This window comes from Marinobacter sp. LV10R520-4 (genome assembly GCF_002563815.1).
Taxonomy (GTDB): Bacteria; Pseudomonadota; Gammaproteobacteria; order Pseudomonadales; family Oleiphilaceae; genus Marinobacter.
Map to the genome: position 1 here is coordinate 1,715,948 of NZ_PDJM01000001.1, position 14,082 is coordinate 1,730,029.

Here is a 14,082-nt window from a genome sequence, read left to right on the forward strand (position 1 = left end):
TGTCGGGAATGTCGAGAGTGTGGAGAGAATCTTGTTCATTGGGTTATTCCCGTATATAGTGTGTTTGTTATTGGTCAAATACCAGATGTAGTGAGCTACGATTATTTTTTAACGGCTCAAATCACTATAGCTGGTAACGGGAATCCGGTGAGACTCCGGAACTGACGCGCAGCGGTATTGGGGAACAAGTGTGGCACAGAGACACTGGCAGTTGCCGGGAAGTCGCCACACAAGGCCGAACGAACAGACACACCGTTCACGCCCCTAAGTCCGAAGACCTGCCAAGAACGCATCACTGCACCTTCGCGACACAGGTGAGCAGCAACAGTTTCAGTAACAGCACTCCAGTCTGCATGGCTTGGTGCATGTTACTGCCTGATGGCACCTTCAAAACTTGCCTCGGTTGTGACTGCCTGCGTACGCGAAGACAACGAATAAACGCGTATTCAGGATAACCCGCTATGTCTACCCTCTCTAACGATCTGTCGAACACACTACAGGCCGAAACCCCCGCTGCGAGCACCGCCACCGCGGCGTCGCTGCAAGTGATTAAGCGCAACGGCAACCTGGTCAATTTTACCCCTTCAAAAATCAGTGTTGCCGTGACCAAAGCGTTTCTGGCGGTGGAAGGCGACCAGGCGGCAGGCTCTGCCCGCATAAATGACGCCGTTCACAGGGTAACCGATCAGGTGGTACAGGCCATCAGCCGCCGCCTGAAAGCGGGCGGTAAAGTTCACATTGAAGACATTCAAGACCAGGTAGAACTGGCTCTGATGCGCGCCGAGGAGCAGAAAGTGGCGCGGGCCTACGTTCTCTACCGTGAAGAGCACGCCCGCGAACGCGCCCTGCACGAGCCGGTAGAGGCTCACCCAACCCTGACCGTAAAACAAGCTGGCGGCCGCACCGTACCGCTAGACCTGGGCTTGATGAAGCAGCAGGTCGACAACGCAGCCTTCGGGCTAGACGGCATTGACGCCGAATCCCTGGTGGAAGAATCCATCCGCAACCTGTACAACGGCATCGACGAATCCGAAGTATTGTCGGCGCTGATTATGACCGCCCGCGGCCGTATAGAGCGCGAACCGGACTACAGCGCCGTAACCGCCCGTCTGCTGCTGGAACAGCTGCGGCTAGAAAGCGTAACCGCGCTGAAACTCGACACCTCTTTAAGCCTTGTCGACGTCTACCCGCAAGCCCTGAGCACCTTCATCAACGCCGGTATTCGTTACGAATTGCTGGACGAAGCCATGGCCGCTTTCGACATGGAACGCCTGGGCGCCGCATTGAAACCCGAGCGTGACCTACAGTTTGGCTTTCTGGGTCTGCAGACTCTGTATGACCGGTACTTCCTGCACTGGAAAGAAGACCGCCTGGAACTGCCACAGGTCTTCTTCATGCGTGTGGCCATGGGCCTGTCCTTGCGTGAAGACGATCCCAACAGCCGCGCCATCGAGTTCTATGACCTGCTGTCGTCCTTCGACTATATGTCGTCTACCCCCACATTGTTCAACAGCGGCACCCGCCATTCCCAGCTGTCGTCCTGCTACCTGACCACCGTGGGCGACGACCTGGAAGCCATCTACGGCTCTATTCGCGATAACGCCATGTTGTCAAAATGGGCCGGCGGTTTGGGTAACGACTGGACACCGGTGCGGGCCATGGGTGCACGCATCAAAGGCACCAACGGCCAAAGCCAGGGCGTAGTGCCTTTCCTGAAAGTGGTGAACGACACCGCCGTGGCCGTGAACCAGGGCGGCAAGCGCAAAGGCGCCGTGTGCGCCTACCTGGAAAGCTGGCACCTGGACATCGAAGAGTTTCTGGAACTGCGTAAAAACACCGGTGACGAACGCCGCCGCACCCATGACATGAACACCGCCAACTGGGTGCCAGATTTGCTGATCGAGCGCATGCGCCAAGATCGCGACTGGACCCTGTTCAGCCCCAACGACGTGCCCGATTTGCACGATTTATACGGCAACGCCTTCCGCGAGCGCTACCAGCACTACGAAGCCTTGGCGGCAGAAGGCAAAATCGAACTGTTCAAAACCATCCCCGCCAAGCAGCTGTGGCGCAAAATGCTGACCGTGCTGTTTGAAACCGGCCACCCGTGGATAACCTTCAAAGACCCCTGCAACCTGCGCTCGCCGCAGCAACACAAAGGCGTGGTTCACAGCTCTAACCTGTGCACAGAAATCACCCTGAACACCAGCGCCGACGAAATCGCCGTGTGCAACTTGGGCTCGGTAAACCTGGCCGCCCACATCAACAACGGCGAGCTGGATGTAAAGCGCCTGGAACGCACCGTCGACACCGCCGTGCGGATGCTTGATAACGTTATAGACATCAACTTTTACGCCGTACCCCAAGCGCGTAACTCCAACCTGAAACACCGCCCGGTAGGCCTGGGTTTGATGGGCTTCCAAGACGCGCTCTACGCTCTGCGCTTGTCATACACCAGCCCGCAAGCGGTCGAATTTGCCGATGTGGCCATGGAGCAGCTGAGCTACTTCGCCATTCGCGCCTCTGCCCGGCTGGCGGCCGAACGCGGCGCTTATGAAAGCTATGAAGGATCGCTGTGGAGCCAGAACATACTGCCCATCGACTCCATCGAACTGCTGAAAGCGGCGCGCCTTGAAGGTGACCTGAGCGTGAATACCGACAGCCGCCTGGACTGGGCGCCGGTGCGCGACCTGATCGCCAAGCACGGCATGCGTAACAGCAACGTGATGGCCATTGCGCCTACCGCCACCATTTCCAACATCGTGGGCGTGTCGCAATCCATCGAGCCGGCGTACCAGAACCTGTTCGTCAAATCGAACCTGTCGGGCGAATTCACCGTGGTGAATCCCTCGCTGGTGCGTGACCTGAAGGCCGAAGGCTTGTGGGACAACGTGATGGTGAACGACCTGAAGTATTACGACGGCAGCGTGCAGCAAATCGAGCGCATACCCACCGAACTGAAATCCCGTTACGCCACCGCGTTTGAAATAGACGCCCGCTGGCTGGTAGAAGCCGCATCACGCCGTCAAAAGTGGATTGACCAAGGCCAAAGCCTGAACCTGTACATGGCCCAACCCAGCGGTAAAAAACTCGACGAACTCTACCAACTGGCCTGGGAGCGCGGCCTGAAAACCACCTATTACCTGCGATCCTTGGGCGCCACCGGCGCCAACGAACAAGCCGCAACAGTCGCCGCGCCGCAGCCCCAGGTTTGCAGCATTGACGAACCAGACTGCGAAGCGTGCCAGTAAGCCTTCTGGGGACAGACTTAAGTCTGTCCCCTTACTCCCAACTCCCAAACCCCGGGGACAGACTTGAAGTCTGTCCCCTATTTACCAACAAACTCCCAGGGGACAGACTTCAAGTCTGTCCCCGTACTCAAAGGAACAAACCATGTTGAACTGGGACGAAGACAAAAAACCCGAAAGCAAGATTGCCCTAGACAGCAGCATTGCCCCGGTAAACGCTGCCGACAAGCGCGTCATCAACGGCGAAACCGACATAAACCAGCTAGCCCCATTCAAGTACCCCTGGGCCTGGGAATACTTCATGAACGCCAACAAAAACCACTGGACGCCGCTAGACGTGAACATGTCGCAAGACGTTCACGATTACCACCACCGCCTGAACCCGGCAGAAAAGCACGTATTCGAAAACGTGCTGGCCTACCTGACCACCTCCGACATCATCGCCATGCGCAACATCGGCCTGGCGGTCATGGAGAAAATGACCGCGCCCGAGCTGCAGATTTACCAGGCGCGCCAGGTTTACGAAGAAGCCGTGCACACCTGGACATACCAGCACTGCATTGAAACCCTGAACCTGGACCAGGGCGAAATCTACAACCGCTATCGCGTAGTGCCGCAAATCAACGGCAAAATCCAGATGGCGAACCGCCGCCTGAACGCCGCCATGCGCTCCGACATCAACCTGCGCAACAAAGACGACCTGCAAGAATTCATCATGTCGTATTTGTTCTTCGCCGCCGTCTTTGAAGGCTGCTGGTTCTACAACGGCTTCAGCCCCATCTTCGCCCTGCAGCGCCGCGGCCTGATGCGCGGCACCGGCGAACAGTTCCAGTACATCCTGCGCGACGAAGCCATGCATTTTTCATTCGGCTTGAAAGTGGTTAACCAAATTCTGGAAGAAGAAAACATCAGCTTCGACCCCAAAGCCGTGCGCGACATGTGGGACGAATCCGAAGCCGCCGAAAGCGACTACGCCAACTACATCCTGCGCGACCCCATACTGGGCTACTCCGCGGAATACCACACCGAACAGTTCCGCTTCGTAGCCAACCGCCGCGCCCGCACCGTAAACCTGCCCGAGCCCTTCCCGGGTGCCAAAAACGTATCGCCGTGGCTAGAAGAACAAGCCACCATGCGCAAAGAAAAGAACTTCTTTGAAACGCGAGTGATTGAATACCAGACGGGTGCCCAGCTGGAGTGGTAAGGCGCGCCGAGAGGACATACTAAGGGGATAGAACAAGGAACAAGGGGACAGATTTCAAATCTGTCCCCTATCAATCAAATAGCCAAATCCGCGAAGACCCAGAGCACGACTGACCACTCAACCCAAAGGGCTACGAACCCCTGCAAAACCTTGCCCAAGAACATGGGTGTAGATCTGAGTGGTACGTAAATCAGCATGGCCAAGCAAATCCTGAACCGTGCGAATGTCGTTACCGCGCTTTAGAAGTTCGGTGGCAAAGGTATGCCGGAAAGTGTGGCAGCCTGCGGGTTTGCCAATGCCAGTTGTTGAAACGGCCACCTTTACCGCTTTCTGGACAGAACTGGTGTGAATGTGATGGCGAACCACCTTTCCGAAGTCGTTTTTACTCAGGCTTTGCGAGGTAAACAACCATTGCCAGTCCAGTGACATATCCGCTTTGGGATACTTGCGGGCAAGTGCAAATGGAAGGCTTACCGGTGTTTGAAGAGTAAGGTCTTTTTCTTTCCATGATTTCTGAATAGTACCGATTTGCCTTTGCAGCTCCGAAATCAGCGTGCCCGGCATAAGGGTTGTTCTGTCTTTTGCGCCTTTGCCGTCCCGAACAATGATGACCTGGTTACTGAAATCAATATCCTTTACCCGCAAACGGCATGCTTCGGTTACTCGCAAGCCGGAACCGTACATCAGCGATGCTAAAAGACGATAGGGCCCTTTAAGTTTTTCGATAATCGCCATAGCTTCGTCATGGGAGAGCACGACGGGCAACCGCTTTGGCTTTTTAGAGCGAATAACAGAACCGATTTCCCCGAGAGGTATATCCAGCACTTTGGCGTAAAGAAACACTAAGGCGTTTAAAGCCTGTGCTTGGGTGGCGGCTGCTACGTTACGTGTAACCGCTAGCCAGGTCAGAAATTCATTCACCTCTTTGGGGCCCATATCTCTGGGATGTTTCATCTGGTGAAAACGGATGAAAAAGCGAATCCAGTACCAATAAGATTTTTCCGTACGAATACTGTAACGATTAACCCGAATGACCGCGCGAACCTGATCACGAAGGCGCGGTTGAGGTTGTATGCCGTCCATGTTGGCGTACCTCTTTCTGTTGCTGTATATATGTACAGTATTATTGTATGCGTGAAATCAAGAAGTCAAGCGATTACGTGGTGGGTCGGCCGAAACTGGGCTAACCTATTGTTAAATTGAAGGCTTAAGACTGTGAACTACGATGGAGAAGTGGCACTATCGGGAACGCACTTTTTCACAGTATCGTGGAAAGCGGTCTAGTTGCTGTTATGCAAACCGTTCGTCTTGACGTACGTACCTTATAGCGTACACTGGTGAAAAATTAAACACACCAGAGGTGCGTCATGATCGGAATTACTGCAACTGAGGCACGCAGCAACCTTTATCGGTTGATTGATGAAACCGCCGACTCTCATCAGCCGATCATCATCATGGGCAAGCGGAATAAAGCCGTACTTGTGTCTGAAGAAGACTGGTCTGCTATTCAGGAAACGCTTTACCTGCTTTCCGTGCCAGGTATGCGCGAATCTATTCGTGAGGGGATGGGTGCCCCTGTCGAGGAATGTGATAGGGAGCTGGACTGGTGACATGGACGTTGGTTTACACCAAGCAAGCCCAGAAAGACGCAAAGAAGTTGGCCTCAAGCGGCCTAAAACCAAAAGCCCAAGAGCTGTTGGCGCTGATTTCAGAAGATCCGTATCGAAAACCGCCTCCATTTGAGAAACTTATCGGTGATCTTGCGGGAGCTTACTCACGGAGGATTAATATTCAGCATCGACTGGTGTACCAAGTGCTTGAAGACGAACGAGTAGTCAAAGTTCTCCGACTCTGGAGCCACTACGAATAATGCATAACCAGTCGCTGTTGCCGGACAATATTTCCACCGCTGCGCGGCTCCAAAATTGCCGCAAAGCTTGGCGTTAGCTGGATTGGTGTTGTACCTTTTGGGTGGCTTGGTGCCAGTGGCCTCGGCCCCAGGTTCGTAGCAAAACTGGTAACTTGCAGCTACGCCAAGGCCGTCTGAGTCCGTGGTCAGTTTGGCAGTTTAATCGTTCACCGGCACTGCCATAAAATTTGGTGTTCGCCGTGTGGGGCCGTCCGCGCAAACTTGGGTCTGCGTCTGGTAATCTGGCGTTCAGGTTCGTTAGCCGCATCGGCTGCGGTGCTTTTTAACACTGTGCATCGGCGGATTTTGGTGCAAGAGCAGCAGCGGAGTAGGCTATCACTTTATGTGCCTGGGGCTGGGCTGTCAGTTACACCCAGCTAACAAATCGCAGCAGTACGCGGCCTACGGCCGCCGGACGTCACTGACGTGCCGCCGCTGTGCTCAGCGTTAGCTGGATTGATGTGGTTCTTTTTTGGTGGTTCGGTGCCAGTGTCCTTGGCCCAGAGCTGGCAGCAAAACCGATAAGTTTCGGTGTTTGCCAAGGCCGTCAAAATCGGTGGTCAGTTGTTAGTTCAGCGTTTCAATAGCGGTGACAGAAAGTTAGGTGTTCCGTTTGTGGGGCTGTTCGCCGTGAACACGGTTTTGATCTGCTAATCTGGCGTTCTGGTTCATTCACCGTATCGGTTGCGGTGTTTTTAAACGCAGTGCTCCGGTGGATCTTGGTGCAAAGCAGCAATGGCGCAGGCCATCGTATTGGTTGCCAGGGAGTGGCTTCATCGTTACACCCAGCTAACCAATCAATCAAGTTCGTTCCCGGCCTAGCGGCCGTCCACCGGACGGCTTTTAGCCGCCGCTTATCTCAGCGTTAGCTGGATTTATGTGGTGCCTTTTGGGTAGTTCGGCACCAGTGGCCTTGGTTCAGATTTGGTCGCAAACCGGCGAGTTTTGGTGTTTGCCAAGGCCGTCTAAATGGGTGGTCAGTTGGTAGCTCAGTGATTCAGCAGTGGTGAAAGAAAGTTGAGCGTTCCGTTTGTGGGGCTGTCCGGCGCGCGCTTGGTTTTGATCTGCTAGTCTGATGTTCAGATTCATTCACCGTATGGAGTGCGGTGTTTTTAAACGCGGTGCACCGGCAAATTTTGGTGCAAAGCAGCAGTGGCGCAGGCCATCGTATTGGTTGCCAGGGAGTGGCTTCACCGTTACACCCAGCTAACCAGTCGCTTAAGTTCGTTCCCGGCCTGAAGGCCGTCCACCGGATGCCCTTGTCAGGGCACCGCTTAGCTTCGCGTTATACACATGAAAACCAAAGGAGAAAGCCGTGGGAACCAGCAAGCAATCGCTCCTGAAGCTCAGCGCTATCATAGAGCAGCATTCGGCAAATCAAACGAATATGCCATTTCGCAACATGTTCGCTACTGCTTGCTATCTCTTCGTGATTGGCGAGGAGCAAGCAGCTCGAAAGCAAATGAAGAGCCTTTTCGACTGGTTAGGCTGGGATAACCAGAGAACCTATTTCAGCGCCATACTTGATTCTTTATCGGAATTTGCCCCGAAGTACGCATCTGAAATAGCTGCCAATCAGGAAATTAACAAAATCTTTTACAAAGTCGAGACGCCGGGTAGTTCAGCGTCAGAATCGACAGAAAATGTATAACCATTGCAGGCACGGCGACGCCCACTACATTGCGCCTTCGGCTCCATTCCGCGGGCGCGCATGCTACAAGCGTTATGCAGCATTGAGAGACTGAGGTTGGTACATGAAAAGCGATAAGGCCGATGCGGCACTTTATCTGTTAACGGGGCTTCTTCAGCGTCTTGATGCTGAGCGTCCCGGCATGATTCAGGAAATGATTGCGGGCGTTGAGGGTGATCGGGCTGCACTTCCAGAAAATATTGAGAACAGAGAGTACGTGGAGAAAATTTTTGACGAGGCTGTGGAGTTACTAACACGTGCAAACACTGCATAACCAGTCAATCAAGTTCGTTCCCGGCCTGGAGGCCGTCCACCGGACGGCTTTTAGCCGCCGCTTATCTCAGCGTTAGCTGGATTTATGTGGTGCCTTTTGGGTAGTTCGGCACCAGTGGCCTTGGTTCAGATTTGGTCGCAAACCGGCGAGTTTTGGTGTTTGCCAAGGCCGTCTAAATGGGTGGTCAGTTGGTAGCTCAGTGATTCAGCAGTGGTGAAAGAAAGTTGAGCGTTCCGTTTGTGGGGCTGTCCGGCGCGCGCTTGGTTTTGATCTGCTAGTCTGATGTTCAGATTCATTCACCGTATGGAGTGCGGTGTTTTTAAACGCGGTGCACCGGCAAATTTTGGTGCAAAGCAGCAGTGGCGCAGGCCATCGTATTGGTTGCCAGGGAGTGGCTTCACCGTTACACCCAGCTAACCAGTCGCTTAAGTTCGTTCCCGGCCTGAAGGCCGTCCACCGGATGCCCTTGTCAGGGCACCGCTTAGCTTCGCGTTAGCTGGATTGATTTTGTGCCTTTTGGGTGGCTCGGTGCCAGTGGCCTCGGCCCAGAGTTGGTAGCAAAACCGGCAAGCTTCGGTGTTTGCCAAGGCCGTCGAAACCGGGGGTCAGTTTGGCTGCTTTATCGTTCACCGGCGTTGCCATAAAATTCAGTGTTCGCCGTGCGGGGCCGTCCACGCAAATTTGGTTCTGCGCCTGCTACCCTGAAGTTCAGGTTCGTTCGCCGCATCGGCTGCGGTGCTTTTTGACACTGTGCCTCTGCGGATTTTGGTGCAAGAGCAGCAGCGGAGTAGGCTATCATTTTGAGTGCCAAGAGCTGGGCTGCCAGTTACACCCAGCTAACAAATCGCAGCAGTACGCGGCCTACGGCCGCCGGACGTCACTGACGTGCCGCCGCTGTGCTCAGCGTTAAATGCCAAGAGGAAGTTATGTCAGGGATCGCCAAAACTCCAAGTCCTCCATATTACGCAGTAATTTTCAGCTCAACTCGCACCGAAGGTGATCATGGCTACGGTGCAATGGCCGATAGAATGCTGGAGCTGGCAGCACAACAAGAAGGGTTTCTTGGTATAGAGTCAGCCCGTGAGGATGTCGGTATTACTGTCTCGTACTGGGCCAGCGAGGAATCCATCAAAAGTTGGAAGCAAAACGCAGAGCATCTTGAAGCCCAGCGCCTTGGTCATAAAGCCTGGTACTCTGAATTCAAAGTCCGGGTTGCAAAGGTTGAGCGGGCTTATGGCATTTAACCAGTCATTCAAGTTCGTTCCCGGCCTGAAGGCCGTCCACCGGACGTCCCTGACGGGCCGCCGCTTAATTCAGCGTTAGCTGGATTTATGTGGTGCCTTTTGGGTAGTTCGGCACCAGTGGCCTTGGTTCAGATTTGGTCGCAAACCGGCGAGTTTTGGTGTTTGCCAAGGCCGTCTAAATGGGTGGTCAGTTGGTAGCTCAGTGATTCAGCAGTGGTGAAAGAAAGTTGAGCGTTCCGTTTGTGGGGCTGTCCGGCGCGCGCTTGGTTTTGATCTGCTAGTCTGATGTTCAGATTCATTCACCGTATGGAGTGCGGTGTTTTTAAACGCGGTGCACCGGCAAATTTTGGTGCAAAGCAGCAGTGGCGCAGGCCATCGTATTGGTTGCCAGGGAGTGGCTTCACCGTTACACCCAGCTAACCAGTCGCTTAAGTTCGTTCCCGGCCTGAAGGCCGTCCACCGGATGCCCTTGTCAGGGCACCGCTTAGCTTCGCGTTATGCAGCATTGAGAGACTGAGGTTGGTACATGAAAAGCGATAAGGCCGATGCGGCACTTTATCTGTTAACGGGGCTTCTTCAGCGTCTTGATGCTGAGCGTCCCGGCATGATTCAGGAAATGATTGCGGGCGTTGAGGGTGATCGGGCTGCACTTCCAGAAAATATTGAGAACAGAGAGTACGTGGAGAAAATTTTTGACGAGGCTGTGGAGTTACTAACACGTGCAAACACTGCATAACCAGTCAATCAAGTTCGTTCCCGGCCTGGAGGCCGTCCACCGGACGGCTTTTAGCCGCCGCTTATCTCAGCGTTAGCTGGATTTATGTGGTGCCTTTTGGGTAGTTCGGCACCAGTGGCCTTGGTTCAGATTTGGTCGCAAACCGGCGAGTTTTGGTGTTTGCCAAGGCCGTCTAAATCGGTGGTCAGTTGGTAGCTCAGTGATTCAGCAGTGGTGAAAGAAAGTTGAGCGTTCCGTTTGTGGGGCTGTCCGGCGCGCGCTTGGTTTTGATCTGCTAGTCTGATGTTCAGATTCATTCACCGTATGGAGTGTGGTGTTTTTAAACGCGGTGCACCGGCAAATTTTGGTGCAAAGCAGCAGTGGCGCAGGCCATCGTATTGGTTGCCAGGGAGTGGCTTCACCGTTACACCCAGCTAACCAGTCGCTTAAGTTCGTTCCCGGCCTGAAGGCCGTCCACCGGATGCCCTTGTCAGGGCACCGCTTAGCTTCGCGTTAGACCTGCACTGATTATCCGGAGGGATCATGCAATCGAAAGAACACTGGGAGGGTGTGTACTCCACCAAAGCAATGGACTCTGTTAGTTGGTTCCAAGAGCACGCCGAACATTCACTTCAGTTCATCGAAGGAACTGGAGCATCACCTTCCGCGCCCATCATCGACATTGGAGGTGGGGCTTCCACCTTAGTTGATGATCTTCTCGTCAAAGGCTATTCAAATCTTACGGTACTCGACCTCTCTGTAGCAGCGCTCAGCGCTGCCCGGATCCGTATCGGACCGTCCGCTGACGCTGTCCATTGGATAAGCGCGGACATTACTAAGGTAGAGCTACCGGTTCACGCTTTCGACGTCTGGCATGACAGAGCTGTGTTCCATTTTCTAACCGCGCCCGAGGACAGGCACGCTTATGTTCAAGCCGTGCTTCGTGCGGTCAAGCCAGGTGGTCACGTCATTGTCGCGACCTTCGCCGAGGATGGTCCAACTCAGTGCAGCGGTCTCCCCGTCATGCGCTACAGTGCTGCCGAACTCTACGCGGAATTTGGCGAACGGTTCACACTCGCGCAGCATGACAAAGTGGAGCATCACACGCCCTTTGGCACAGTTCAGCAGTTTACCTACTGCTATTTTCGCAAGTCAGTCTCATAAGGCGCAGGTCTAACTCAGGTGTTATGTGCCTTGACCGTTCTGATCGATAGAGGTATCGTAATACCGAATCGTTATCGATAGGTGATGTCATGACTGCAGTAACTGTTTCCCCGAAGTATCAGATTGTAATTCCTAAAGAAATTCGTGAATCTATGGGTATCGTGTCCGGACAGAAAGTCCAGATCATATCCTATCAAGGCCGGATCGAGGTGATTCCTCTGAAGCCCATGAAGGAAATGAAAGGGTTTCTTAAGGGTATTGATACCACTGTTGTCAGGGAAGAAGACCGGATATGAATGTCGTTGATTCATCGGCTTGGCTGTCGTACTTCGCCGGTAACGGTAATGCGGTCATGTTCTCGGAGCCAATCGAAAAATTAGACGAGTTGCTTGTGCCGAGTATCACGATCACAGAGGTTTTTAAGAATGTTCTGCGTCAACGCGGTGAGGAAGCTGCTTTGATCGTTACTGCCCACATGGAACAAGGCAAAGTCATTTCCCTGGATTCTGAGCTTGCAATGAATGCTGCCAAATTTGGTGTGCTCTATAAACTTCCCTTAGCTGACAGCATCATTTTCGCCACAGCTAAAAAGTATTCAGCCGTGCTCTGGACTCAGGATAATGATTTTGAGGGATTGGAGAATGTCAGGTACATTTCCAAGAAAAAGAACACATAACAATCCGCAGCAATCGCTCCCGTTGGTCGCTGGGACAGCTAAAACGCTGCGCTTATTTGTCTGCCCTTGTGCGGGGCGTTATGTTTTATTCAGACAGGGGGTATCAATAAATGGAAATTATCTACCCGATTTTTGTACTTGTAGTGCTTACATTTTTGATTGGATTTAGTACTGGGATATCGCGCCTAGTTAGTGTTAAGAAAGGACAGGTAAATCCTAGGTATTTTAAATTGCTCTCTGGGTATACTCCTCCTGATTACGTAGTTAAATTAGGTCGTAATTTTTCGAATTTATTTGAAATTCCGGTCCTTTTTTATGCCCTTGGTATTATTTACCTGGCTTTAGGTATTAATAATAATTTAATGCTGGGGCTAGCCTGGTCTTTTGTTGTCCTTCGGATAATTCACTCAATTATCCATATTACCTACAATAACCCAATGCATAGGTTTTTGGCATTTTTATTATCAAGCGGCACCGTGTTAGCAATGTGGATACAGTTAGTTATAATAATCAGTCAAAAAACATAACAAATCACGGAAGACGGACGCGTGAGACGCGCCGCTTTGTTCAGCGTTAGAAAGTATTAAAAGGAAGTGAGTCGAATGGATCTTGAAATAACTGTAGTTGATGCATTTACAGATTCCGTCTTTAGCGGGAATCCAGCAGCAGTGATCATCACGGATAGTTGGCTATCCGACGATTTAATGCAGTCTATTGCTGTAGAAAATAACCTTTCCGAGACAGCTTTTCTAGTTTTGTCTGAAGCATCAACTTATCAGATCCGATGGTTCTCGCCGCTCACTGAAATTGCTTTTTGCGGCCATGCAACTTTGGCCTCTGCTTTCGTCTTGTTTGACAAAAGTCCTGAGCTAGCTAACATTAAATTTTCAGCTAAAGCAGTTGGAGATTTCTCGGTAGGGAAAAGTGAGTCGGGTAGAATTCAGATGGACTTCCCGAACACCAAGCCTGAAAAAATCGAAACTATTCCTGAGAGTCTGATATCTGGTCTTTCCATTACGCCAACTGAAGTCTATCGCAACTCGCAGGCGTATTTTGTGGTCTACAGATCCGAATCTGAGGTCTTGTCTGTGCTTCGTAATAACGAGTCTCTGGTTAAACTTAAGCCCCTTGATGTTGTTGTGACGTGCAAGGCTGAAACAAAGGATTATGACTTCATATCAAGGTACTTCTGGCCTGCAAATGGCGGCGATGAAGATCCTGTAACTGGCTCAATCCACACGGGTCTAGCACCATTTTGGGCAGAACGATTGGGTAAAAATAATTTGGTGGCATATCAAGCCTCAGAACGAGGAGGGGTGCTCAATTGTGCGGTTTCAGGAGGAAGAGTACTAATTTCTGGCAACGCAGTTCAGTATTTAAAAGGTCGCATCACTATTTAGCGCTATATATTTCTAACAAGGCCCGGCACAGCGACGTCTTTTCCGTTGCGGCTCCGCCTCCACTACAAAGCCGCGCATGCTGGCGGTGTTAATTGGTAAAGCCATGAATTCAGTCATTCAGGAAGAAACGACCGGCTGTGGTATTGCAGCAAGCGCTGCTCTTGCAGATGTGAGTTACGCCGAGGCAAAAAAGAGAGCCAACGCTCTGAGTATTTATGCCGCAGACACGGCGCTCTGGTCGGATACCGAGTACGTCCGAAAGCTGCTCCGCGAATTCGATATTCCGGTATCCGCCATCGAGACGCCATTTGAGTCATGGGAGCGCCTTCCAGACAAAGCTCTTATGGCCATCAAGTGGCGGGTGAAGCGGGGCAAACCATTTTGGCACTGGGTGGTTTTCGTCAGGGAAGGAGGCCAAGCAATGGTGCTAGACTCAAAAAAAACTTTGAAATCGAACATCCGGCAAGATTTTGGACGCATCAAGCCCCAGTGGTACATTGAAGTCACCAATTAACAAGTCATTCAAGTTCGTTCCCGGCCTGACGGCCGTCCACCGGA

The 14,082-nt window shown here is 52.4% G+C and carries 15 protein-coding genes and 1 riboswitch; of the genes, 14 read left to right on the forward strand and 1 reads right to left on the reverse strand.

The annotated features are described in order from the left end of the window. Positions 1 to 95: 95 nt before the first annotated feature. Positions 96 to 301: riboswitch (cobalamin riboswitch) on the forward strand. Between the two features lie 160 nt (positions 302 to 461). Both ATG98_RS08120 and ATG98_RS08125 read left to right on the forward strand, forming a co-directional pair. After that, positions 462 to 3,251 carry a ribonucleoside-diphosphate reductase subunit alpha gene (locus tag ATG98_RS08120; RefSeq protein ID WP_098422586.1) on the forward strand — a complete coding sequence of 930 codons (2,790 nt, stop codon included), beginning with the start codon at positions 462 to 464 and terminating at the stop codon, positions 3,249 to 3,251. Between the two features lie 142 nt (positions 3,252 to 3,393). Next, positions 3,394 to 4,452 (forward strand): ribonucleotide-diphosphate reductase subunit beta, encoded by a 1,059-nt coding sequence (locus ATG98_RS08125; RefSeq protein WP_098422587.1) that lies wholly within the window; start codon positions 3,394 to 3,396, stop codon positions 4,450 to 4,452. 117 nt (positions 4,453 to 4,569) lie between these two features. Here ATG98_RS08125 and ATG98_RS08130 read toward each other — a convergent pair whose 3' ends face one another. Continuing rightward, positions 4,570 to 5,535, reverse strand: a complete 966-nt coding sequence (locus ATG98_RS08130; RefSeq protein ID WP_098420544.1) for an integron integrase — start codon at positions 5,533 to 5,535, stop codon at positions 4,570 to 4,572. A 284-nt stretch (positions 5,536 to 5,819) separates the two neighbouring features. On the opposite strand from ATG98_RS08130, the gene ATG98_RS08135 reads away from it, so the two are divergent. The 12 genes from ATG98_RS08135 to ATG98_RS08205 all read left to right on the forward strand — a co-directional run bounded on the left by ATG98_RS08135 (position 5,820) and on the right by ATG98_RS08205 (position 14,038). Next, a complete protein-coding gene (locus tag ATG98_RS08135; RefSeq protein WP_098420625.1) occupies positions 5,820 to 6,062 on the forward strand; it encodes a type II toxin-antitoxin system Phd/YefM family antitoxin in 243 nt (80 codons plus the stop codon). Further along, positions 6,059 to 6,322 carry a Txe/YoeB family addiction module toxin gene (locus tag ATG98_RS08140; protein WP_098420626.1) on the forward strand — a complete coding sequence of 88 codons (264 nt, stop codon included), beginning with the start codon at positions 6,059 to 6,061 and terminating at the stop codon, positions 6,320 to 6,322. Before ATG98_RS08135 ends, ATG98_RS08140 begins: the two co-directional genes overlap by 4 nt. A 1,354-nt stretch (positions 6,323 to 7,676) precedes the next feature. Next, on the forward strand, positions 7,677 to 8,012 hold the full coding sequence (locus ATG98_RS08155; RefSeq protein ID WP_098420599.1) for a hypothetical protein: 336 nt from the start codon (positions 7,677 to 7,679) through the stop codon (positions 8,010 to 8,012). Positions 8,013 to 8,115: 103 nt separating this feature from the next. After that, positions 8,116 to 8,325 carry a hypothetical protein gene (locus tag ATG98_RS08160; RefSeq protein WP_098420601.1) on the forward strand — a complete coding sequence of 70 codons (210 nt, stop codon included), beginning with the start codon at positions 8,116 to 8,118 and terminating at the stop codon, positions 8,323 to 8,325. Between the two features lie 926 nt (positions 8,326 to 9,251). Further along, a complete protein-coding gene (locus ATG98_RS08170; protein WP_098422588.1) occupies positions 9,252 to 9,569 on the forward strand; it encodes an antibiotic biosynthesis monooxygenase family protein in 318 nt (105 codons plus the stop codon). Positions 9,570 to 10,095: 526 nt separating this feature from the next. Next, positions 10,096 to 10,305 carry a hypothetical protein gene (locus tag ATG98_RS08175; protein WP_098420601.1) on the forward strand — a complete coding sequence of 70 codons (210 nt, stop codon included), beginning with the start codon at positions 10,096 to 10,098 and terminating at the stop codon, positions 10,303 to 10,305. A 522-nt stretch (positions 10,306 to 10,827) separates the two neighbouring features. Continuing rightward, positions 10,828 to 11,448: a class I SAM-dependent methyltransferase gene (locus ATG98_RS08180; RefSeq protein ID WP_098422589.1), complete on the forward strand. Its 621-nt coding sequence runs from the start codon at positions 10,828 to 10,830 to the stop codon at positions 11,446 to 11,448. A gap of 89 nt (positions 11,449 to 11,537) precedes the next feature. Next, on the forward strand, positions 11,538 to 11,744 hold the full coding sequence (locus ATG98_RS08185) for an AbrB/MazE/SpoVT family DNA-binding domain-containing protein (protein ID WP_098422590.1): 207 nt from the start codon (positions 11,538 to 11,540) through the stop codon (positions 11,742 to 11,744). Continuing rightward, positions 11,741 to 12,124 carry a type II toxin-antitoxin system VapC family toxin gene (locus ATG98_RS08190; protein ID WP_098422591.1) on the forward strand — a complete coding sequence of 128 codons (384 nt, stop codon included), beginning with the start codon at positions 11,741 to 11,743 and terminating at the stop codon, positions 12,122 to 12,124. The genes ATG98_RS08185 and ATG98_RS08190 overlap by 4 nt, the downstream gene beginning before the upstream one ends. A 110-nt stretch (positions 12,125 to 12,234) precedes the next feature. Continuing rightward, positions 12,235 to 12,651: an MAPEG family protein gene (locus ATG98_RS08195; protein ID WP_098422592.1), complete on the forward strand. Its 417-nt coding sequence runs from the start codon at positions 12,235 to 12,237 to the stop codon at positions 12,649 to 12,651. A 75-nt stretch (positions 12,652 to 12,726) separates the two neighbouring features. Next, complete coding sequence (locus tag ATG98_RS08200) at positions 12,727 to 13,524, forward strand: PhzF family phenazine biosynthesis protein (protein ID WP_098420606.1); 798 nt, start codon at positions 12,727 to 12,729, stop codon at positions 13,522 to 13,524. A 76-nt stretch (positions 13,525 to 13,600) separates the two neighbouring features. After that, on the forward strand, positions 13,601 to 14,038 hold the full coding sequence (locus ATG98_RS08205; protein ID WP_228706065.1) for a hypothetical protein: 438 nt from the start codon (positions 13,601 to 13,603) through the stop codon (positions 14,036 to 14,038). Positions 14,039 to 14,082: the final 44 nt, after the last annotated feature.

Excerpts from the sequence above, each read along its gene's own strand:
- ATG98_RS08175 (WP_098420601.1), top strand. The coding sequence starts at position 10,096 with ATGAAAAGCGATAAGGCCGATGCGGCACTTTATCTGTTAACGGGGCTT.
- ATG98_RS08195 (WP_098422592.1), top strand. The coding sequence starts at position 12,235 with ATGGAAATTATCTACCCGATTTTTGTACTTGTAGTGCTTACATTTTTG.
- ATG98_RS08170 (WP_098422588.1), top strand. The coding sequence starts at position 9,252 with ATGTCAGGGATCGCCAAAACTCCAAGTCCTCCATATTACGCAGTAATT.
- ATG98_RS08200 (WP_098420606.1), top strand. The coding sequence starts at position 12,727 with ATGGATCTTGAAATAACTGTAGTTGATGCATTTACAGATTCCGTCTTT.
- ATG98_RS08160 (WP_098420601.1), top strand. The coding sequence starts at position 8,116 with ATGAAAAGCGATAAGGCCGATGCGGCACTTTATCTGTTAACGGGGCTT.
- ATG98_RS08135 (WP_098420625.1), top strand. The coding sequence starts at position 5,820 with ATGATCGGAATTACTGCAACTGAGGCACGCAGCAACCTTTATCGGTTG.
- ATG98_RS08205 (WP_228706065.1), top strand. The coding sequence starts at position 13,601 with ATGCTGGCGGTGTTAATTGGTAAAGCCATGAATTCAGTCATTCAGGAA.
- ATG98_RS08125 (WP_098422587.1), top strand. The coding sequence starts at position 3,394 with ATGTTGAACTGGGACGAAGACAAAAAACCCGAAAGCAAGATTGCCCTA.
- ATG98_RS08190 (WP_098422591.1), top strand. The coding sequence starts at position 11,741 with ATGAATGTCGTTGATTCATCGGCTTGGCTGTCGTACTTCGCCGGTAAC.
- ATG98_RS08185 (WP_098422590.1), top strand. The coding sequence starts at position 11,538 with ATGACTGCAGTAACTGTTTCCCCGAAGTATCAGATTGTAATTCCTAAA.
- ATG98_RS08120 (WP_098422586.1), top strand. The coding sequence starts at position 462 with ATGTCTACCCTCTCTAACGATCTGTCGAACACACTACAGGCCGAAACC.
- ATG98_RS08130 (WP_098420544.1), bottom strand. The coding sequence starts at position 5,535 with ATGGACGGCATACAACCTCAACCGCGCCTTCGTGATCAGGTTCGCGCG.
- ATG98_RS08180 (WP_098422589.1), top strand. The coding sequence starts at position 10,828 with ATGCAATCGAAAGAACACTGGGAGGGTGTGTACTCCACCAAAGCAATG.